At 50.2% G+C, this 20324-nt stretch carries 18 protein-coding genes, 1 pseudogene and 1 other annotated feature; of the genes and pseudogenes, 4 read left to right on the plus strand and 15 right to left on the minus strand.

Annotation, left to right across the window (positions count from 1 at the left end):
- Window positions 1-56 precede the first annotated feature (56 nt).
- The 12 genes and pseudogenes from H1S01_RS05240 to H1S01_RS05295 form a co-directional block, all read right to left on the minus strand.
- Window positions 57-1430 (minus strand): hypothetical protein, encoded by a 1374-nt coding sequence (locus tag H1S01_RS05240; protein WP_188039044.1) that lies wholly within the window; start codon window positions 1428-1430, stop codon window positions 57-59.
- Between the two features lie 10 nt (window positions 1431-1440).
- A complete protein-coding gene (locus H1S01_RS05245; protein ID WP_188039045.1) occupies window positions 1441-2727 on the minus strand; it encodes an FAD-dependent oxidoreductase in 1287 nt (428 codons plus the stop codon).
- A gap of 12 nt (window positions 2728-2739) precedes the next feature.
- A complete protein-coding gene (locus tag H1S01_RS05250) occupies window positions 2740-4203 on the minus strand; it encodes a PLP-dependent aminotransferase family protein (RefSeq protein WP_188039046.1) in 1464 nt (487 codons plus the stop codon).
- A gap of 42 nt (window positions 4204-4245) precedes the next feature.
- Window positions 4246-4707 carry a RidA family protein gene (locus H1S01_RS05255; RefSeq protein ID WP_155475150.1) on the minus strand — a complete coding sequence of 154 codons (462 nt, stop codon included), beginning with the start codon at window positions 4705-4707 and terminating at the stop codon, window positions 4246-4248.
- 84 nt (window positions 4708-4791) lie between these two features.
- Window positions 4792-5226 carry a DUF6917 domain-containing protein gene (locus H1S01_RS05260; protein WP_170291619.1) on the minus strand — a complete coding sequence of 145 codons (435 nt, stop codon included), beginning with the start codon at window positions 5224-5226 and terminating at the stop codon, window positions 4792-4794.
- Between the two features lie 180 nt (window positions 5227-5406).
- A complete protein-coding gene (locus H1S01_RS05265) occupies window positions 5407-6042 on the minus strand; it encodes a redox-sensing transcriptional repressor Rex (protein WP_170291620.1) in 636 nt (211 codons plus the stop codon).
- Window positions 6043-6065: 23 nt separating this feature from the next.
- Window positions 6066-7064, minus strand: a pseudogene (locus H1S01_RS05270) (inorganic phosphate transporter).
- Window positions 7057-7686 (minus strand): DUF47 domain-containing protein, encoded by a 630-nt coding sequence (locus H1S01_RS05275; RefSeq protein ID WP_207732193.1) that lies wholly within the window; start codon window positions 7684-7686, stop codon window positions 7057-7059. Before H1S01_RS05275 ends, H1S01_RS05270 begins: the two are co-directional and overlap by 8 nt.
- Window positions 7687-7834: 148 nt before the next feature.
- Window positions 7835-9181 (minus strand): bifunctional folylpolyglutamate synthase/dihydrofolate synthase, encoded by a 1347-nt coding sequence (locus H1S01_RS05280; RefSeq protein ID WP_188039047.1) that lies wholly within the window; start codon window positions 9179-9181, stop codon window positions 7835-7837.
- A 2-nt stretch (window positions 9182-9183) separates the two neighbouring features.
- The gene (locus tag H1S01_RS05285; RefSeq protein ID WP_188039048.1) at window positions 9184-11865 is read right to left on the minus strand and encodes a valine--tRNA ligase; all 2682 of its coding nucleotides are present in this window, start codon (window positions 11863-11865) and stop codon (window positions 9184-9186) included.
- A 48-nt stretch (window positions 11866-11913) separates the two neighbouring features.
- Window positions 11914-12126 (minus strand) — a binding site (T-box leader).
- Window positions 12127-12173: 47 nt separating this feature from the next.
- On the minus strand, window positions 12174-13139 hold the full coding sequence (meaB, locus tag H1S01_RS05290) for a methylmalonyl Co-A mutase-associated GTPase MeaB (protein WP_188039049.1): 966 nt from the start codon (window positions 13137-13139) through the stop codon (window positions 12174-12176).
- A gap of 113 nt (window positions 13140-13252) precedes the next feature.
- Entirely contained in the window at window positions 13253-14158 is a 906-nt protein-coding gene (locus H1S01_RS05295; protein ID WP_188039050.1) for a Mov34/MPN/PAD-1 family protein, read from the minus strand.
- 110 nt (window positions 14159-14268) lie between these two features.
- Between H1S01_RS05295 and H1S01_RS05300 the strand changes: the two genes are divergently transcribed.
- The 4 genes from H1S01_RS05300 (at window position 14269) to H1S01_RS05315 (ending at window position 17515) form a co-directional block, all read left to right on the plus strand.
- Window positions 14269-14673, plus strand: coding sequence for a rhodanese-like domain-containing protein (locus H1S01_RS05300; RefSeq protein ID WP_188039051.1), 405 nt, complete (start codon window positions 14269-14271; stop codon window positions 14671-14673).
- 102 nt (window positions 14674-14775) lie between these two features.
- Window positions 14776-15609 carry a 3-methyl-2-oxobutanoate hydroxymethyltransferase gene (gene panB, locus H1S01_RS05305; protein ID WP_188039052.1) on the plus strand — a complete coding sequence of 278 codons (834 nt, stop codon included), beginning with the start codon at window positions 14776-14778 and terminating at the stop codon, window positions 15607-15609.
- Between the two features lie 11 nt (window positions 15610-15620).
- A complete protein-coding gene (locus H1S01_RS05310) occupies window positions 15621-16553 on the plus strand; it encodes a ketopantoate reductase family protein (protein WP_188039053.1) in 933 nt (310 codons plus the stop codon).
- Window positions 16554-16585: 32 nt separating this feature from the next.
- Window positions 16586-17515, plus strand: coding sequence for an L-lactate dehydrogenase (locus H1S01_RS05315; protein ID WP_188039054.1), 930 nt, complete (start codon window positions 16586-16588; stop codon window positions 17513-17515).
- 44 nt (window positions 17516-17559) lie between these two features.
- Here H1S01_RS05315 and H1S01_RS05320 read toward each other — a convergent pair whose 3' ends face one another.
- The 3 genes from H1S01_RS05320 to H1S01_RS05330 form a co-directional block, all read right to left on the minus strand.
- Window positions 17560-18228 carry a TerC family protein gene (locus tag H1S01_RS05320; RefSeq protein ID WP_188039055.1) on the minus strand — a complete coding sequence of 223 codons (669 nt, stop codon included), beginning with the start codon at window positions 18226-18228 and terminating at the stop codon, window positions 17560-17562.
- A 59-nt stretch (window positions 18229-18287) separates the two neighbouring features.
- Window positions 18288-18695 carry a TIGR04086 family membrane protein gene (locus H1S01_RS05325; protein ID WP_188039056.1) on the minus strand — a complete coding sequence of 136 codons (408 nt, stop codon included), beginning with the start codon at window positions 18693-18695 and terminating at the stop codon, window positions 18288-18290.
- An 83-nt stretch (window positions 18696-18778) separates the two neighbouring features.
- The gene (locus tag H1S01_RS05330) at window positions 18779-20320 is read right to left on the minus strand and encodes a hypothetical protein (RefSeq protein ID WP_188039057.1); all 1542 of its coding nucleotides are present in this window, start codon (window positions 20318-20320) and stop codon (window positions 18779-18781) included.
- Between the last annotated feature and the right edge of the window lie 4 nt (window positions 20321-20324).

A 20324-nucleotide genomic window follows, 5' to 3' on the forward strand; every position in this document is an offset into this window, starting at 1 on the left:
AAAAGAAAAGACTCGCCGCAATGATCGGCGAGTTATTCCGCTTATCCTTTGTTACCTTACATCAGGAAGATTGCCACCAATGTCGTCGCGGCTAGGCCTGCTATGACAGGGACAAAGTTGCGCCGTGCCAGTTCGATGGGGTTTACGCCAGCAATAGCCGCCACAGGGATCAGACCCCAGGGAATGATGGTCCCCCCACCGGTCCAAACCCCGGCAATTTGGCCGAGAGCCGCTAAAGTAGCTACATTTAATTCAACGGCCTTACCAAAAGTGGCTGCGATGGAGCCGACAAGCGGCAATGGAGAGAATCCAGAACCGTCGAGACCGACGATCATTCCTGCCGCCAGTTCGATGATGGCAATGAAGGCTTTGTTTAACGGTACTGCAGAAGACAGAGCGAGTCCTACGTCTTCCAAAAAACCAGGGGCACCTTTTCCGAGAATTTGAGCCGATAGCTCTCCTTTGCCTAAGAAGAAGAATCCACCGATGATGATGACGGGAGCGAAGATTTTGATCCCGAACATGAACCCGTCTCGGACGAAATCGGTAATTTTCTCCAGTGACTCAACGCCATATTTGAGAATTGAACCCAATGCCAACAGCAGTGCCGCAGTACCCCCGACTAGAGCCGTAGCATCACCGCCCTTAAGATCAAAGGTGAGCATGGCCCATACATCTGCGATGAAAGCTAAAGGTACGAGAACAGCAAATACATAGGAGAGGCTTGTGATTTCCACTTGTTTTTGCTCTTTCTCAAAAGCCAGCCTCTCTTGGTCATGTTTGGCACGATTCGCATTAATGTCGCGCTTTACCTGAATATAGGCGATGATCGTCGTCACTAAAGCCATAACGATAATCAGCGGAACCGACGCACGGATCAAAGCCGACGGATCCAGGCCAGCCGCTTTGGCGGTAATCGTTGGTGCCCCTTGAATCACATAGTCTGTAGAAAGCCCGATACCATGGCCAAAGAGGTTCATGGCCATCGCCGCTCCCATGGTCGGTAGCCCAGCCCGGACGGCAATAGGGAGCATGATTCCGCCGATCAGAGCCACCGCCGGTGAGGGCCAGACAAACCAGGAGACGATGAGCATAGCGATCCCCAGAATCCAAAAGGCGACATCGGCATTCACCATCAACTTGGCAGCGGGACGCATGATCAGATAGTCAGCACCTAACTCCGTGAGCACTTTCGACATGGCTACGATTAGGGAGATGACTACGATAATCCCCAGAAACTCGGTGCCTGCAACGACCAGAGCGTTAAAGACCGATTGGATCGCCCCGACCAGTTTCCCCGAATACATCCAACCGATGTGCAAAATACCGATGATACAGGGAATCAGCGGATCTCGTCTCAAGCCCATGACGACGATCACGACGAGTACGTAAAAGAGAAAGATCCAGTGTAATGTTGTTAAGGTAACCATGCTTCACCTCCTAAGAGACCGGCTTGGCAAAGACATCAGAGAGACCCGCCGCACCTACTCGTTGACGAATAGCGTTGACATCCGTCGTGTAGAGGCCTTTTTCCTGCATTCGTTGGAAATAAACAGAGCCAGAGAAGGTGTACTTTTTCGTGAGTCCCTCGTCGGTTTGCATTTGTTCGTTCACGTGAGCGATAGCATCTCCGACAGCCAATGAAGGAGAAATTTCCAACAGCGGTTTATTCAAGGTAAAGCGAACGGCGTTATGCCCAGCCAGTGTTCCTGTGACAATAGCCTCCGTGTGTCCCACCAGAAGACCCGCTTTCTCTCCGGCACAGAAGAGATTCTGTACGTCCCCTTTTACTTTGAGATGATTGTCGCGAGGGCACATTCCGATGTAACGCATAGAGTTACCGATACCGCCGGAATAGGGATCTTCAAAACGAGCGTTTTCGAAGCCAGGGATATGACGAAGCTTGTCCAACGGATAGTAAGGAGTCATCAGCTTTGCATGACCTGTATCCAAAAGGATCACGTTCTCGGCAAACTCTTTGAGCGCATATTGTTGGCACGCCTTTTTGGAGAGGGCGTCTTCCTTGCGAAGTTCTTCTGGAATCGGTACAACAGCCACGCCGGTTTTATTCAGGGTATCAATGATATCATCGCGAATGGAATCTTTGTGCAATTTACAGGAACCGGACATGGCGCCGAAACTGCCATCTCCTTTTTTCCCGATGATCTCTTTAATGCCAGCTTTACCGGCGATAGATACGCGGCCGCCAAAGGTGGGACAACGATAGATACACATGGCGCAACCGTTGCCGTACTTGCCGCAGTTGCCTTGCGGTCCAGCAGTTCCGCTAGCGTCGATAAATACATCACCAGCGATCGCGTCGGTCTCGTCGATGACTACAGCGGTGATTTTAGAACCTTCCATGTGTATGTCCCGTACTCTTGCCAAGGTCCGAAATTCGATATTTTTATACTGGGACAAACGGTTGCGAACAGCCGGTTCTACCTTTGCTACGTCATAGAGATTGGCATGTTTATGGCCTGGAAATTCGATGTTTTTATGGCGGGAGACCTGATCGCAAACTTCGAACAGGTCTCCACCACCCATGGCAAACATCTCTTCCGTAGCCGTAAAGCGGCCGTTGTTGCGCATGATACCGCCGACAAGACCAGTGCCCAACAGCATGTCAGTCCGTTCAAGCATAACAACATCGGCGCCAGCCTTTGCCGCTGCGATCGCTGCGGCACTTCCAGCCCATCCGCCGCCGACAACTACTACTTTTGCCACGGCTTAACCTCCTTAAATCATTCCGGCGTGGCGTCCCACGATTTCCATCAATTTTACCAATGCGCGGACCCCATAGCGCATGTTATCTTCAATCAACTGGCCATTATCATCGCTGGTGCCAAGACCCGGCGAGATGAAAATGTTAGCATCGTAGGCGATCGTTGGAATCACACCCATCTGGGCTAGACCAGTCTGCAGGATGTTGCTTCCGGCATACATGTCTTCGATGGCAAAGATGGGGAATCCAAGACCGCCATCTTTCCATGTTCCTTCGTAGTTGACTTCCACAGTCTGGGAGTTATAGGATTTGCTGATCAAGAGACCTTTTTTAATGTTGGGGTGGATCTGTTCGAATTCTTCCCGGACGATTCGCTCCAAGTCATCGACAGGCTTAGTCATCAGTTTCGGGTTATCCCGGAGGACTCGCAGGGCCTGGATCTGACTGAGTAAGGCTTCTTTCCCTGGATCGAAGGTAACATAAGCGGCTTTACCATAGGACGCCGTCGTGCCCCAGCGGTCACCATGTAAGCCCATGGCCCGGCGAATATGGGTCATCACATCTTCACGACCGATGACGAGTCCGGAAGTAGCCGCACCAGATGCCTTGTCCATAGCGTAGACAATCAAGTCTGCGTTAACTTTGCGCGGATCGGTTCCAACGAAGGGTATGCCCCAGGCGTTGTCGATCAGGTAAGGAACGTTGTATTCGTGAGCCAGTTCCCCGATACGCTTCATGAGCAAGGGCGCACCGTCGTCTTCTTTTATGCCGTACCCGTAACCAGGGGTGTCATAACCGAGCGATGCAAATCCCGTCAAGAAGGGAGCATGAACTTCGGCGGCCAAAGCCATTTGCTCGATGGAGGCCTCAGGGTCTACTTCGGTCAACAAAGGAACGGGATGGGCTTTGACACCGTGAACAGGGTACTTCGCTCCGACGAGCGGCACGATGACTGTATCAAAGTTGTTCTGCCGTTTGCCGTAAAAACCCATCTCGCCGGCAGTAGTCCCTCGGTCAGCGTAGAGGTCTTTGTATTTTGCCGGGAACGGGCGACCGTAAGCGCCCTGATGGTGCATGTGCTTTTCATAAGGGCAGATGTACCGGGCACGGTAGTTATCACCTCGGCCCAGATTGGGTGGAGTCATCAAAGTATCAAAGCAAAGCCACAGAGCCGCTTCACAAGTGCTGGTCGGAACAGGCTCCCACTCATCGCCATAGACATCCTTGACGATCTCCCGAAGCTCATCGATCAGTTTGGCCAAGGGAATGACTTCTTTCCCGCCTTTTTCTGTAGCTTCGGCAATATCTCGACGAAGCGGGGCCGGGCATCCAGAGATCGCTCCGGTAAGACCGAATTTACCTCTCAGTTGCGGGGGGATACCGATTTCATCGGCTGCCTTTTTCGCTTCCGCATAAATTTGCGGGATGCTAGCCTGCAGGTGTCTATATAGTTGATACTTATATTTTAAGTTCGACATTGAGAGCCTCCTCGTTACCCTTTATGATTCGTTCTCGACTCATCAGGAGCCCACTTGTACGATCATTTCCACTTCTACAGCCGCATCTAAGGGGAGCTCGTTCACACCCACAGCCGATCGAGCATGCTGTCCTTTATCCCCAAATACACGGCCAAGCAGTTCGGAGGCGCCATTGACTACCCCCGGTTGACCTTGAAATCCCGGTGCGCTGTTGACAAAGCCGACAACTTTAACGATTTGTTTAATCTGATCGAGATTTCCAATCTGCCCTTTGATCACACTTAAACAGTTGAGGCAGCAAATCTTCGCAGCTTCGTACGCTTGTTCCGGGGTAACATCTTTTCCGACCTTGCCCTTATGCTTCAATTCCCCGTTGACAAAGGGTATCTGACCGGACGTATAGACATAATCACCGACTTTGATGGCCGGCACATAAGCAGCGACCGGTTTCGGTGCATCCGGTATGGTCAGGCCCATTTCTTGCAGTTTCGCTTCAATGGACATGATTTTTCACCTCCTGATTTTTACTGGGCGGGACTCATCGATAGTTTCACCGCCTCCGGAAAAAACATGTGTATTTGGTTACCTTTAATCGGGGCTTTTGATCAATAGTTGTTGACCGATTTCAGCACCTAAGGACACCCCCGACAACCGATCTTCCGACTTAATGACGATATTGATATGATTGGGCATATGTGTTTCGTCAAAACCGGCAATGTGACCGAGCAGCTTGCCTTTTAAAAAGACGGGATCACCCGTCACGATGACACCACCACCTTTGACCTCAAAAAAAGCCAGGTAAGCGATACGGTCTACCTTCTTTCCAGGTCCGGCTTCCACTTCATCGGTCATAATAATTTCATGGATCTCGTCTTCTGCCAGTGCACGCGAAATGGGCTTGATCAACTGAAGGCCGCGGTTCTCCAACTTGCCTTCTAAAATCGCCACCAATTCTCCGACAACATCCTTTTTCTTCGCATAGGGATGAACCCGCAACATTCCCTGTGCATACGGATCAGACACCATAAAATCCCCCTTTGGGTAGGTATTTGCCCATGTTTTTAGTCTTCCTAAATGAAAGGATTTAATGAGTCAAACACCGACCGGGAGAAGTAGCTATGTAAAAGTCCGGGTAAAACTAAAAAAAGCCTCTAACCAGCCAGCAAGGCCGGTTAGAGGCTTTCTTCCCTTGAGTAGGAGATGTTAAAATTTTCTCCTCGAACCTAAATTAAAGGTAAGGACTTCTAAGTTCACCGATAAATCAACGTTTCGAAGTTCCACATGGGGAGGAAGGGTAAGTACACAAGGAGCAAAGTTTAGTATGGCACTGACACCAGCCGCTACAAGCTTGTCCGCTACTTGTTGGGCTTCCGTAGCCGGAACGGTGATGATGCCAATCCCTACTTGTTTTTCTCTAATTATACTTTCCAGTTCCTCTAGAGGACGAACGGTGAGTCCGCTCAGTTCCCGCCCCACTTTCGCTGCGTCAGCATCAAAGATACCAACGATGTCAAAACCGCGTTCTCTAAATCCGCGGTACATCGTCAGGGCCGAACCTAGATAGCCAATTCCGACGATGACCACACGCCATTCCCGGTTTAGTCGTAAAATGTTGAGAATATGACTCTGCAATTCACCAACATTATAACCGACTCCGCGGGTTCCAAATTCTCCGAAATAGGCCAGGTCCTTACGAACGTGAGCCGGGCTGACTCCAACACCTTCGGCAATCTCTCCCGAGGAGATCATCTCCACTCCCCGCTCCTCCACTTGGCTCAGATACCGAGAGTACATAGATAAGCGGATAATGGTGGCTTCGGGGATTTTCAGGGTTTTCACGCCTAATTCCCTTCTTTCTTTAACTAGACACCTAAGAGGAAATGAATCACTGTATAAGATAATGCAGCCACTGCGGCAGAGGCGGGAATCGTTAAAATCCAGGCAGATACGATCTGCTTAGCCACACCCCAGCGAACAGCAGAAACCCGTTTGGCTGATCCTACTCCCATAATACAAGATGAGACAACGTGAGTGGTACTCACAGGCATTCCAAACATGGAAGCACCATAAATTACGAAAGAGGAGCTTAAATCGGCTGCAAATCCATTGACAGGTTCCAACTTGACGATACGCCCGCCCATGGTGCGGATGATCTTCCATCCTCCGACGGCAGTTCCCAATGCCATGGCCATGGCACAAGCGATGATTGTCCACTTGGGCACTTCAAAAACAGGGATCATGCCGGCACTGAAGAGGGCCATCGTGATGATCCCCATCGATTTTTGGGCATCATTCGAACCATGGGAAAAAGCTGCCGCCGTAGCGGCGAGCACCTGTAATCGTAAAAATCGGCGATTGACTCACCCAGGTGTCGAGTTCCTTGATATCCACCAAAGGGCAGTCATAACAAAGTACCCGACAATCAAACCCACGATAGGCGACGCAATCAACACGGCAACGATCTTCTGAATGCCTGCCAGTTTTAAGCTTGAGAATCCCTGACCAGCTACAACAGCGCCGATGACTCCACCGATCAGTGCGTGAGAACTTGACGATGGAATCCCATAATACCACGTCAGAAGATTCCATAAGATAGCTGAAACCAGGGCAGCCAAGATTACTGATTGAGTAATTCCAGAGGGGTTCGCGATATCAGATCCGATCGTTTTTGCGACAGCCGTACCGGAAAAGGCACCGACAAAGTTCATGGTAGCCGCCAAAACGACTGCATGGTTAGGTGCGATAGCGCGTGTCGACACGGACGTTGCTACTGCATTCGCCGTATCGTGAAATCCGTTGATATAATCAAAAGCGAGTGCTGTAAAGACGATGACAAAGACAATGATTTCAAAACTAGGCATTCTTCATGGCTACCCCTTTGACGATTTTTGCCACGTGCTCACAGACATCGGTCGCATCTTCTACCCGTTCTAATATCTCTTTCCATTTAATAAGTTCAATGGGATCTTTCAGTTCGTTAAAAAGATGGGCCACACCGCGGCGATAGAGGCGGTCACCCTCGCTTTCACATTGTTTAATTTTGGCACATCCCTCAAGAATCGCATCTTGGTTCTTGCGAATATTGCGTAAGGCAGCGATAACCTCCGCTAATTTTTCCGTCGCTTGAGATAGTACACCGGCCAATTTAATAAAATCTTCCGAAGGTTGTGACGTTTGATAGAGGTACATCCGTTCTATCGTCCCATGGATGTTATCTAAGATATCGTCGAGACGGTTACCGAGAAGGTAAATATCTTCACGGTCAATCGGAGTGATGAAGGTTTGGTTGAGTTGCTCGGTGATGCTGGCGGTAATATCATCGCCTTGATGTTCCACCTCAGTGATCTCAGCCATTTTTACAGAGAGTTGCTGGTAATCGTTCAACAATGATAGTAGTACTTTGGCCCCTTTATCGACAGTCCGGGCGCTTTGTTCCAAGAGATCAAAGAACTTGTCTTCACGGGGTTTCAGTGAAAGCAACATAGTAGTTCTTTACCTTCTTCCTCGTAATTTAAGCATTTTTTAACAATTATAATGGATTCATCACAGATACCTCAACCATTATAACAGCAGAAAATGAGATGGTGAAGGTACCATCTCATTTTCTGTCACTTTTCGACGTTTTTAGTTTTTAGCGCTTTTGCCTGATGTATTCTCTGGCTTCGGCCACCATATAAAGGGAGCCTGTAACAACGATCAAAGTTTTATCGGAATATCCCTTTAACTGCTGCGCTTCCGCCCATGCTTGATCCACAGCGTCCCGCACATCGGGTATCACTTTTACCTGAGAACAATAGCGGGAAACGATTACAGTCAACTGATCCCAATCGCCGGAGCGGGGATTGTTCGGACGGGTAACGATGACGAATTGGGCTAAGGGCGCAAGTAGTTCCACCACTTTTTCACGCTCTTTATCGGCTAGCATCCCGATCAGCAGCACTTTGTTCCAGTCGCGATAGTCTTCCTTAAGGGTCTGGGCAAGCGTCTGCGCTCCGGCCACGTTGTGTGCACCATCGAGCAGGAATTGTCCGAATCGTTCCTGCCGACCAGGCCAAGTTACTTGCCTTAAGCCCTCCCGAAGATGCTTTTCCTCCCAAAGGAATCCCATTTGTCGAACCGTTTCTAAAAGTGCCACTGCCGTCGCCAGATTGGCTTGTTGATGTTTCCCTGCCAGCGGGGGCATCAACGGTCCATAGTGGCCGATTTGGCCATGGATAACCATTTCCTTGCCGCCTTCGACAGACTCCCAAGTCACTTTATCGCCTTGAGTCACCACAGTATGCGAAAGCTCTCTCTCTTGGACCACCGCTTGAACGAGGGGGGCCCCTACGGCTTCTGCTTTAGAAGACAGAACTTCCAAAACATCACTGTTTTCGGCAGCAGTGATCAGGGGAACCCCCGGTTTGATAATCCCGGCTTTCACTGCGGCGATATCTCGCAAAGTATGACCGAGATAATCCATGTGGTCCATAGAAACGTTGGTGATACAGGTTACTATGGGGTTGACCACGTTGGTTGAATCGATCGATCCGCCAAGACCCACTTCCAGAACGACGATATCTGCTGCTTGCTGAGCAAAATACAGAAAAGATAGGGCCGTCCACACCTCAAATTCGGTGGGGTGTTCATATCCTTCAGCTACCATGGCTTCCAAATGTGGCCGCAACTGATCGATCAGTTGGGCCACATCACCTCGGGCGATTGATTTTCCGTTGATTTGGGTTCGCTCTGTATAGCAGTGCATATGAGGTGAGGTAAAGAGGCCGACACGGAATCCAGCCGCCTCCAGTACCCGGGCGACCATCACAGAGGTAGACCCTTTGCCGTTCGTACCACCGATGTGGATATAAGCCGGCCGTTCTTTTACGTGAGGATCGTCAAGCCGGTGCAGCAATTCGGTAATTCGTTCCAGGCCCAAATTAAAACCGAACTTTGTCAAGTCCTTCAAATAGGCTAGCGCTTCCTCAAAGTTCGTCATGTCTATCCCAAAGCGGTTAGGCCGCGAAGGCGTTCTTCCAGGGCAGCTTTTTTCTTGAGAGCTTCCCTTTCCTTTTCCCGCTCTTTCGCCACAACGTCGGCAGGAGCTTTGGCCACAAAGCCGGGATTGTTCAATTTGCTGCCCAGACGGCGAATCTCCTCTTCGGTGACACGCAGTTCTTTCGTTAAGCGGTCGATCTCTTTGGTCAGATCGATCAGGTCTTTCAACGGCACGTAGACAGTCACATCTCCGACGATAGCTGTAACAGCGCCTTCCGGTTGCCCGTAAGTGACCCCTTCGATCTTCACTTCCGAAGCGTTGGCCAGATTCGCCACAAAAGCCGATCCTTGGGCGAGCAGGCGGCGGCTCTCTTCGTTAGAGGATACCAAGATGATCTCAGCCCGTTTTCCAGGAGCCACATTCATCTCCGCACGGATATTGCGAACAGCCCGGATCACTTCCATCAAAAGACCCATTTCGTTTTCCACCGAGTCGTCCATGAATTCGGCCTGGGCTCCAGGCCACGAGGATACCATGATGGACTGACCGTGATGGGGAAGCTGCTGCCAAATCTCTTCTGTCAAGAAGGGCATGAAGGGATGTAAGAGTTGCATGGTGCCTCGGAGGACATGAGATAGCACTTTCTGGGCAGTCTGTCGTGATTTGACTACATCACTCACAGAAGCGTCTTTTCCGTAGAGTCTAGGTTTGACCAGTTCGATGTACCAGTCGCAGTATTCGCTCCAGAGGAAGTCATAAATCGCCCGGGCCCCTTCGCCAATGTCGTAGGCTTCCAAGGCTTTGTTAACATCGCCGATGAGGCGGTTATAGCGGGAAAGAATCCACCGATCAGCCAGGGTTAATTCTCCCCAGCTCTCATGGGGATCAAATCCCTCCAGGTTCATCAGGACAAAGCGAGAAGCGTTCCATATCTTGTTGGCGAAATTGCGGGTCGCTTCCAAACGCTCAAAATGGAAGCGGATGTCATTGCCGGGCGTATTACCGGTGACCAACATAAAGCGCAGTGTATCTGCACCATACTGTTCGATCACTTCAATGGGATCGACACCGTTACCTAGGGATTTCGACATCTTGCGGCCTTGCGAATCTAGAATCAACCCATGGATGAAGACTTCCCGGAAGGGGACTTCATGCATAAATTCAAGGCCCATAAAGACCATCCGGGCGACCCAGAAGAAGATGATGTCCCGGCCAGTGACCAATACCGAAGTGGGGTAGTACTTCTTCACTTCAGCCGTCTCATTAGGCCAACCCATCGTCGAGAAGGGCCAGAGACCGGAAGAGAACCATGTATCGAGAACATCGGGATCTTGCTCAAAATGGACAGCACCGCATTTGGGACAAACTTCCGGCAAACCTTCTTCTTTGCCGCAATAGATATAGTCACAATCTTGACAGTACCAGACGGGAATGCGATGGCCCCACCAGAGCTGCCGGGAGATACACCAGTCGCGGATATTTTCCAGCCAGCCGAGGTAGATCTTTGTGAACCGTTCCGGTATAAAGGTCATCCGGCCGTCCTTGACGACCTCCATGGCTGGTTCAGCGAGCGGTTTCATGCGGACAAACCACTGAGGCGAAACCATAGGCTCAACGACAGTGTCACAACGATAGCAATGGCCGACAGCATGAACATGCTCATCCACTTTGACTAGATAGCCTTGGCTTTCCAAGTCTTTGACGATCTGTTTCCGGCATTCATACCGTTCCATACCGCTGTAGGGACCAGCCTCTTCGTTCATCATAGCTTCTTTGGTCATCACCGAGATTTGCGGTAAGTGGTGGCGCAAACCTACCTCAAAATCGTTCGGATCATGAGCCGGCGTGATCTTGACTACACCCGTTCCAAAAGAGGGATCCACATATTCGTCGGCGACAACGGGAATCTCACGGTTCAAAATCGGCAAGATGACTTTTTTGCCGATAAGACTCTTGTACCGTTCGTCATCTGGATGAATGGCTACGGCCGTATCACCGAGCATCGTCTCCGGACGGGTGGTGGCGACCACTATTTCCCCATCACCGTCTTTTACAGGATAGCGGATGTGCCAAAGATGGCCGCCTTTTTCTGAGTGCTCCACCTCAATGTCGGAGATGGTCGTTTGACACTTGGGGCACCAGTTAATGATCCGGTTTCCCCGATAAATAAGCCCCTTCTCAAAGAGACGGACAAAGACCTCCTGAACGGCTTGGGAACAGCCCTCGTCCATGGTGAAGCGTTCTCGGCTCCAATCACAAGAAGTTCCTAGATAGCGTAGCTGAGAAGTGATGCGGTTGCCGTATTGATGTTTCCAATCCCAAACTCGTTCGAGGAACTTTTCGCGCCCCAAGTCGTATTTCGACTGGCCTTCAGATGCTAAAGACTCTTCCACTTTTGCTTGTGTGGCGATACCGGCATGGTCGGTGCCGGGAACCCAGAGCGTGTTGTATCCTTGCATCCGTTTCCAGCGAACGAGAATATCTTGCAAGGTGTTGTCGAGAGCGTGGCCGAGATGTAAGCTTCCCGTCACATTTGGTGGCGGCATGACGACAGAAAAAGGCTCTCCGTCAGCATTTACATCAGCCCGGAATAAGTTATTTTCGGTCCAATACTGGTACCATTTTCCTTCAACCTGCTTCGGTTCGTAGATCTTTGGCAAACCCTCTTTGTTGGTTTCAGTCATGTTCTCTCTGTTACCCTCCTTAGATCATCAAAAAAGAGCATTCCATCCTCAAAGGACGGAATGCTCCGTGGTACCACCTTTGTTCTTTCATTCCACTCTCAGAGGGATGAAAAAGCACTCTACGGGCGATAACGGACCCATACCGGCCGAATAACGGCACTCCGGGGCGACTTTCCACCGGATCACCCAGCAACCTTTCAGCCGAGGGTTGCCTCTCTGCAGGGTTTTGAGCGGTGTACTCCTCCCCATCTTCGATTTGTCGGAGATGGTTTTATCATATCATAGTGAGCTATCAAGATTTTGTCAAGTTATTCCTGACGGACCAGGCCTTTATCAACGATATCTATCGCTGCCGAATGGGGGTCGATCGTCCGCTCTAAGACCTGTTCTAACAGCTTATCCCAAAGTCCGCTTTTTACTACCTTGTTCCGAATGAGGTCTTTGATGTGGTGCTCAATAATTTCGCTCAGTTCTAACTTCACTCGGTTTTTGCGTTCCTCGTTCAATTGACCCGATGCTTCCAGATGATTGCGGTGAGCCAGAATCGCATCGAGCAAGTCCTCGATACCAGCGGAACGCATGGCTACGGTACGAACGACTGGCGGTCTCCATGTTTGCGAACCACCGGAGCGAGAACGCTGACTCAGATCTAACATGACTTCCACTTCCGTTACGACCCGGTCTGCACCTTCCAAATCAGCCTTATTGACAGCGAACACATCGGCGATTTCCATGATACCCGCTTTGATCGCTTGGATAGAATCACCGGCACCAGGCGTTAAGACCACGACAGTCGTATCAGCCGCCGTCATAATCTCCAGTTCAGACTGGCCCACACCGACCGTCTCGACGAGAATGAAATCACAGCCAAAAGCGTCAAAAACCTTCAATACTTCTTTCGTCGACCGGGCAAGCCCGCCGAGACTGCCTCGAGTGCCCATGGAACGAATAAAGACACCTTTATCATTATAATGATCGTTCATGCGGATACGGTCGCCTAATATGGCACCGCCCGTAAAAGGGCTCGTCGGATCGACAGCTACGACACCGACTTTTTTCCCCCGTTTGCGCAGGGCCGAGATGATTTGGTCAGTTAAGCTCGATTTACCGGCTCCGGGAGATCCCGTAATCCCGATGATATAGGCATTTCCCGTATGTGGATGAAGGGCCTTGAGTACTTCTTGTTTTTCAGGACCGTCATTCTCAATCAATGTGATCATTTTAGCGGCAACACGCCGTTCACCAGCGAGCAAGGCAGGTACTTGATCCAGCATATATGCACCACCTGTATTAATTAAATTGGCCAATTTTGCTTTCAGGACGATTCCACTCGATCACAGAAACATAAAGCGAGATCTCCTACAATTGTGACGCTAAGGCAAGACGGTTATTTATTCATGAAAAATGTGTATACACCTACGGTAACCAGGGCAGCACCAATGAATACAAGCAGGCCGAGCCCAAGTGTGACAAGCATTCGTTTCCACGGTCGTTCTTCCCGGTAGGATGTCTGCCGGATTTGACGAGCCTGGATAGGTGGTTCCTTCATCGGATCCTTCTGAGGCCGTGGAGTTCCTTTTGAGGCATTATCTTCGGAAATATTCACCTTTTGGGGAGTGGACAAAGCCGGTTGCGGATTCGGCAGACGAACCGTCTCCTCGAGACTTTCATCTATAATCGTGACCACCGGTGGTTGCTTCTTGATCTGATTCGATGCCTCCCATTTTATTGAGGGAGATCCGCTAGCAGGGGCAGGATTTTGCAAAGGCTGCGAAGAACGAATGGAAGCGGTAACAGACTGGCTACGGGCTGTCCGTACAACCCGGAGGACTTCCCAGTCCTCGGTAGCCACCATGGTTCCCTGTTTCCATCGGAAAATGCCTTGTTTATCCGTATGCGTATCCATAACCCAAGCAATATGCCAAGGCTTAGGAAAGAATGACTCCTGGTTCGTCAAATCCTGTCCGGAAAAGAAGATTCCACATCCTTGGTGGCTGTGAACCCAACCGACCACTTGAAGTTTGGGGAATTGTTTTCGCATCTGTTCCCAAGTTTCCCAGGTAGCTTCAGTCAACTTCAAACTGGTATGTACCGGTTCGGCGTGGTGAGCTGGCAGAAAGGCTTCCACCCGCACTAACGCGCCTAGACGCCCGTTCTTTTCCTGAAAAAATACATTTCCCAGTAAGAGACCACCCGCCTCAGAGCCGCTGCGCTTAAGGGCATCGGTCGTCTCTCCAAAAGTTTTTTCCAGGATCTCTACTTTGACGCTATCGACGCGAATCTCTTCGCTCATCCTTGATCTTACCCCTTTCCCCATAGCGCTACCATTATATCCCCAGAATAATGTTAGATTCAATTGTTTTTGGCAGAAGCAAAAAAAGAAAGAAAAAATGAGGTGATTTTATGGAATCTGTGTCGCCATTTTTCGAGTTTTTAGCCATTATTCTTTTAGCTTTCGTTATTGCCCGATATTTATTTGGACGGGGAGTCGACGGCGTATCTTATCCGGATGCGGTGAAAATCTTGCAGGATGAGGACTCTGCTTTGCTGCTCGATGTACGAACAAAAAAAGAGTTTGAAACCGGTCACCCCACCGGAGCAGTAAATATTCCCTTGCAAGAGCTAAAAAACCGCCTCGAGTCCTTAATGCCCCATAAAAACAAAACGGTGGTCGTCATCTGCGCCAGCGGAATGCGAAGCCGTATGGCTTTGCGGTTACTTAAAAAAGCAGGTTTTCCTAATGTGAAAAATTTTCAAGGTGGACTGTCCTCCTGGAAAGGCAGCGTCGAAAGGCCGATGGCAAAGTAAAGATCCATCTTGTTCGATTTTTTTCGGGATTTTTCCGAATGGATATTTCCCAGGCCATCACAGATTGGTTACACTATCTGTAACCGACAGGAGGGATACACATTGAAGAAAAAGATCACCTTGCCTCAGTTTAAGGAACGAAAAGAACAAAGAAAAAGATTCCGCATGGTCACCGCCTATGATTATCCCTTTGCCCAGCTAGTCGATGAGAGCGAAGTGGAAGTCATCCTCGTAGGCGACTCTCTCGGAATGGTTGTTTTGGGCTATGACAGCACCGTACCTGTTACCTTGGAGGAGATGATCCATCACTGCCGACCTGTGGTGAAAGGAGCTCCCCATACTCTCGTCGTGGCGGACATGCCCTTTGGCACCTACAATATATCTAAGGAAGACGCTATTCGAAATGCTAATCGGATGCTGAAAGAGAGCGGTATCGAAGCGGTAAAACTGGAAGGCGGCAAAAAAGTTGCTCCTATCGTAGAAGCTGTCGTCGATGCCGGTATTCCTGTGATGGGACATATCGGATTAACACCTCAAACAGCAGCGCAACTGGGCGGATTTAAAGTACAAGGTAAAACCGAAGAGGCTGCACAACAGTTGTTGGAGGATGCCTTAGCCCTGGAAAAGGCTGGCGCTTTTAGTGTTGTTATCGAATGCGTCCCTGCCGATGTGGCCAGAAGAATCACAGAATCTTTGTCCATCCCGACGATCGGCATCGGCGCAGGACCCTACTGTGACGGTCAGGTGCTTGTCATTCAAGATATGCTGGGTATGTTTGACCGTTTTACACCAAAGTTCGTCAAAAAATACGCCAATATTGGACCGACCATCAAAGACGCGCTCAACACGTATGCCCAAGAAGTATCGGATGGAACCTTCCCCGGGCCAGAATATAGCTTTGGTATGGATTCGAATGAAATGAAACGTTTGTATTGATGAGGTGACCCATGAGATTCGCCGTATTAGGCGCCGGGGCCATGGGCTGCCTGTACGGCGGCTTTTTAGCCCAGGCAGGCGTTGATGTGTCTCTGGTTAACCGGTGGGAAGATCACGTGCAAGCACTCAATGAGCGAGGTCTGTTCATTGACTCCGATGACGGTTCCCAGGTCATTCCCGTTCAGGCAACGACTCGGCCCGAAGAAGTGGGACCGGTCGATGTGATTCTTTTTATGGTCAAGTCTACCGATACAGCCTCTGCAGCCTTACGGGCAGCGCCCCTCGTCAAAAGGGAGACTTGTTTTTTAACGTTGCAAAACGGCCTGGGTAATCATGAAGTACTGGCCGACCGATGGGGCTCAGAGCGGATTCTGGCAGGGACAACTTCTTTTGGCGTTTCCCTGGCAGGGCCCGGTCGTATACGTTTGGCTGGCCGCGGCCACACCCTCTTCGGCGAATTGGACGGTCCTGTGACTCCTCGTCTACTTTCCCTTGTCGAAATCTTTACCAAAGCGGGACTCGCTCCAGAGGTAAGTGAAAATGTTCTAGGCCTTATCTGGGACAAGCTGTTGATCAACGTGGGCATCAATGCCTTGACCGCGATTGCCGATGTACCTAATGGAACACTGCTGGAAGTGCCTGCATTGACATCCCTCTTAGAAGCTGCTGTCCAAGAGGCGGAGGCGGTAGCCCAAGCCGCCCAAATTGCCATCAGCCCTCAAGCAGTGGATCGAACAAAGGCCGTCGCTATGACCACAGGGAACAACATATCCAGCATGCGCCAGGATATTCGCAGAGGCCGTGTGACCGAGATCGACGTCATGAACGGTGCGATTGTCCGGTTAGGCCAAAGGTATAACATACCAACACCGGTCAATGAGACTCTAACTCGTCTTGTTGAAGCTTTGACGGTAATACAGAAGGCGAGGCAAACTTTCCGTTAAGCGGGCATACTAGGGGACGAGGTGAATGATTGGTGGATGTGCGGATTTCCATTATAGGAACCGGACTCGTAGGATCGTCGACCGCCTTTGCCCTCCTAAGCGCGGGAACCTCTTCCGAACTCGTCCTCGTCGATATTGATCGGCAAAAAGCTGAAGGAGACGCGATGGATTTAAATCATGGCGTCTCCTTTGTCAGCCCTGTTCAGGTACGAGCCGGTGATTTTTCTGATTGTAAAGGCTCACGCATCGTCGTCTATGCAGCCGGGGCTAACCAAAAACCCGGCGAAACCCGCCTGGATTTAGCCTCTCGAAATGTAGCCATCTTGAAAGAAACGATCCCAAAGCTTCAAAAGGCTTGTCCCGATGCCATCTTTTTAATCGTGGCTAACCCTGTCGATATCCTGACCTATGCTGCGTTAAAAGAGAGCGGTCTTCCGTCTCATCAGATCATCGGTTCAGGAACCGTTTTAGACAGTTCTCGCTTCCGTTTCCTTCTCAGTCAACATTTCGGTGTAGACGCCCGAAACGTTCATGCCTACATTGTCGGTGAACACGGCGATACAGAGGTGCCCCTTTGGAGTTTAGCCAATATCGGCGGTGCCGATCTGCACCACATCGATTTCTTTGGTAAAGCACCTCTTGATCGTCAAGCCATTTTCGATGATGTGAAAAATGCGGCCTATCAAATCATCGAACGCAAAGGGGCCACATTTTACGGCATCGCACTAGCTGTTCGCCGGATCTGCGAAACCATATTGCGGGACGAACATTCGGTCTTGACCGTATCGAGCCGAATCGACGGTTTGTACGGGATCAAAGACGTCTGTCTAAGCCTCCCCTGCTTAGTTACCGCTGCAGGGCGGGAAACAATCCTCGACCTGCCTCTATCTTTTGAGGAAGAACGAGCACTCCGCGATAGTGCATCAAGCTTGCGTACCGTTTTAAACGATTTAGGCTATTAAAAAAGAGAGGTTGCTTCTCGATGGAAGCGACCTCTCTTTTTTAATTATCGCTCTGCCAACGCCATATCTCGGGTTCGCTTCCCGATCAGAACGACAGCAGCAGTGATCACGGCAGGAATGATCAACTCTCCATAAGGGATGCGGTGTAAAAAGGGACCAACGGCATTGTCTTCGATGATCATCTTGCCTGCTGTCCAAGCCAAGATCCCGGAGCCGACATACACGAGCCAAGAATATCTGGCTAACAGGCTCGTCAGCACGGAACTGCCCACGAGTACGATGGGAATGCTAAAAGCGAGACCGAAAATCAGCAGGTAAACGTTTCCCTGGGAAGCTCCAGCGACCGCCAAGACGTTGTCAAGGCTCATCAGCAGATCAGCCCAGAGGATGGTCAGGATCACTTTACGGAAGTCGGTGCTCTCGTTCTTGGCAACATCCTGTTCCTTCTCTGGATAAAGCAGTTTCAACGCTATCCAGGCTAACAAAAGACCACCAATCAGCTGAATCAGTGGGATTTTGAGCAACTGAGCCGCCAAAAAGGTCAAGATGATCCGCAGGACAACGGCCAGAGTAGCTCCCCAAAAGATAGCCTTCTTTTGTAAATCCTTGGGAAGGCCCATACTAGCCATAGCGATGACGACCGCATTATCTCCACTGAGAACCAGGTTGATGATGATGATGTTGATAATCCCTGTGACGACAGTCAAATCCATAGAAAGCCTCCTGCTTCGATGGTCTTTCCATGGCTTAGAATGCGTCTATAGAGATTATCCTATACCCGGCCCCATTGACCTCGTCTAAGGACACGTCTTTTATCCTGGCGATAAACTCCTACGATACCTCCTAGCAATCCGAACCCTAAAAGGGATAGTAGATCACTGACCGCTTCTACAATTGGATATGTCCCGGCTAATGACCAAAAACTGACACTGAAAAACCCTAGCAACGTGCCCACAATCAGCCCTTGGAGCCAGCCATGCTGTCTAGACGCTTTCGCGGCTTTGTGACCGCCAGCGAAGGCAGCCACGATCAATAGTCCGTAGATCCAGGGACTTATATAGTAAACAGGTCCCGATAAACGATGGATCAAGAGAACGGTGACCAGAATCCCACCAGTGAGGACAGCGGCTGATCGCAGCATCCCCATCCACACTGGTTTCCAAAACCAGACCGATTCCATTTTTCAAACCTCCCAATTGCCGATTCCATGAATTTTTCTCATTATCTTTATGTCAGGAGCGGCAAAAAGAGGACGAGCACCGATTATTTTCTTACAACAGACAAGGCTTGCAACGCCATCAGGTTGTCAAAAGAGTAGCAGTCACCCGTACGGGGGTCACCAAATCCGCCAAAAAAGGGAGACTGTTCATTGCTGATACGGTTCAGGAGCAGGTGATCGACGGCGCTGTTCGCCCAGTCAGGTTCTCCGGCTTGCCACAAAAAAAGGGCAGCCAAGGCATAGACAGCCGGAGACTCTACCTGAGTCATCGGAATGGCTTTCTTTTGCTGGTTTCGGTGATAGCTGGCATAGATATGCCCTTTTTTTAATTCTCTCTTTAGAAACTCCACCGTCGGTTTTGATACATATCCGCCCCGGGCCCCATTCCACGCGGTAAGCAGTGAATCGATCATGTTCACCTCAAGTTTTTCCTGAAGTGGTCCTTTTGCCGGGTCAAGATCGGTGGCGAAAAGTCCGTTGTGCAGATCGGATGTCTTGATGAGTGCGGTAGCTTGTGGAGCAAGATCGGCAAAACGCTCGTCCACTGTTGCGGCAATCTTGATGTAATCAGGTGCCAGATATCGCACAGGAAGCACCGATGCGCCGTTAGCCTTGAGGTTTTCGTGCCAACTTTTCCAGCTCACTTCAACACCAGACCAGTCGTACCATGGCCTCCAGGAGCCGCTCGATTGCTCAAATCGGTAGACTCCTTCCAAGATTCCCCGGGCAAGCATCAAATCTTGCCGTTCCTGCCAGCGCTCATAGCCTTGAATCAAAGCCGCAGCGATGCGAAGGTCATCAATGAGGGCGCTCGACGGTTGAGATTTCCCATCAGCATCTCTCACTTTCCAGGAAAGAACACCGTAGGGACTGGATAGGTGTTTTCGAGCGTACGCGACCTGTTGCCGATACAATTCGTGATCATTCGTCTGCAGAGCGTATTCCATGAGTAACCCTGTCGACTCGGACAGGATGTCATGATTGCGGGCTTCATCTCGCTTTTCTGGTCGATCGTCGCGAAAATTGGTATAGACGCCGCCTTGGTCATTCATCAAGGTTCCCGTAACGAAACGGGCCAGCTGTCCCTCCTGTCGCTGGGCCTTCTCCTGGGCGCTTACAGGAAGTACCCGTTGCGGATCTTCGAAGGAACTGAGCATCTGCTGCTGTAGTTCTTTCGTGACCGAGTCTCCTGGAATGCGTAAATACCAACCGGGACCGACAGCGGGATCGGTCGCCCATATTTTACGATATACATACCCATCGTCCAGAGCCTGGTAAAAGACTTGCCGATTTTCGGAATGTAAGGTGACCACCCAAAGAGGTTCTCTAAGAGTTCCTACATGTTTGACCATCGGTGTAGTCCCAACCAAGAGAGAAAAGATATCTTTTACGAGTTCTCGATCCTCTTTTGCATTCAATGTGACTATAGCATATCCGCCTGATTGCCACTGAATCGTCGCCCGGTCCACTTTTGTCCAGGCACAAGGGATCACGAACCAAAGATACGCTCCTAGCAGCATAGGGAGAAGGCTCATCAAAAAGATTTTGCGAATCCCACTGCACCGTGTAAAATAAGTTGATATCAAATAT

It is taken from the genome of Heliobacterium chlorum (assembly GCF_014502795.1).
GTDB classification, from domain to species: Bacteria; Bacillota; Desulfitobacteriia; order Heliobacteriales; family Heliobacteriaceae; genus Heliobacterium; species Heliobacterium chlorum.

Excerpts from the sequence above, each read along its gene's own strand:
- H1S01_RS05240 (WP_188039044.1), bottom strand. The coding sequence starts at position 1,430 with ATGGTTACCTTAACAACATTACACTGGATCTTTCTCTTTTACGTACTC.
- H1S01_RS05250 (WP_188039046.1), bottom strand. The coding sequence starts at position 4,203 with ATGTCGAACTTAAAATATAAGTATCAACTATATAGACACCTGCAGGCT.
- H1S01_RS05255 (WP_155475150.1), bottom strand. The coding sequence starts at position 4,707 with ATGTCCATTGAAGCGAAACTGCAAGAAATGGGCCTGACCATACCGGAT.
- H1S01_RS05275 (WP_207732193.1), bottom strand. The coding sequence starts at position 7,686 with ATGTTGCTTTCACTGAAACCCCGTGAAGACAAGTTCTTTGATCTCTTG.
- H1S01_RS05280 (WP_188039047.1), bottom strand. The coding sequence starts at position 9,181 with ATGACGAACTTTGAGGAAGCGCTAGCCTATTTGAAGGACTTGACAAAG.
- H1S01_RS05285 (WP_188039048.1), bottom strand. The coding sequence starts at position 11,865 with ATGACTGAAACCAACAAAGAGGGTTTGCCAAAGATCTACGAACCGAAG.
- meaB (WP_188039049.1), bottom strand. The coding sequence starts at position 13,139 with ATGCTGGATCAAGTACCTGCCTTGCTCGCTGGTGAACGGCGTGTTGCC.
- H1S01_RS05295 (WP_188039050.1), bottom strand. The coding sequence starts at position 14,158 with ATGAGCGAAGAGATTCGCGTCGATAGCGTCAAAGTAGAGATCCTGGAA.
- H1S01_RS05300 (WP_188039051.1), top strand. The coding sequence starts at position 14,269 with ATGGAATCTGTGTCGCCATTTTTCGAGTTTTTAGCCATTATTCTTTTA.
- H1S01_RS05310 (WP_188039053.1), top strand. The coding sequence starts at position 15,621 with ATGAGATTCGCCGTATTAGGCGCCGGGGCCATGGGCTGCCTGTACGGC.
- H1S01_RS05320 (WP_188039055.1), bottom strand. The coding sequence starts at position 18,228 with ATGGATTTGACTGTCGTCACAGGGATTATCAACATCATCATCATCAAC.
- H1S01_RS05325 (WP_188039056.1), bottom strand. The coding sequence starts at position 18,695 with ATGGAATCGGTCTGGTTTTGGAAACCAGTGTGGATGGGGATGCTGCGA.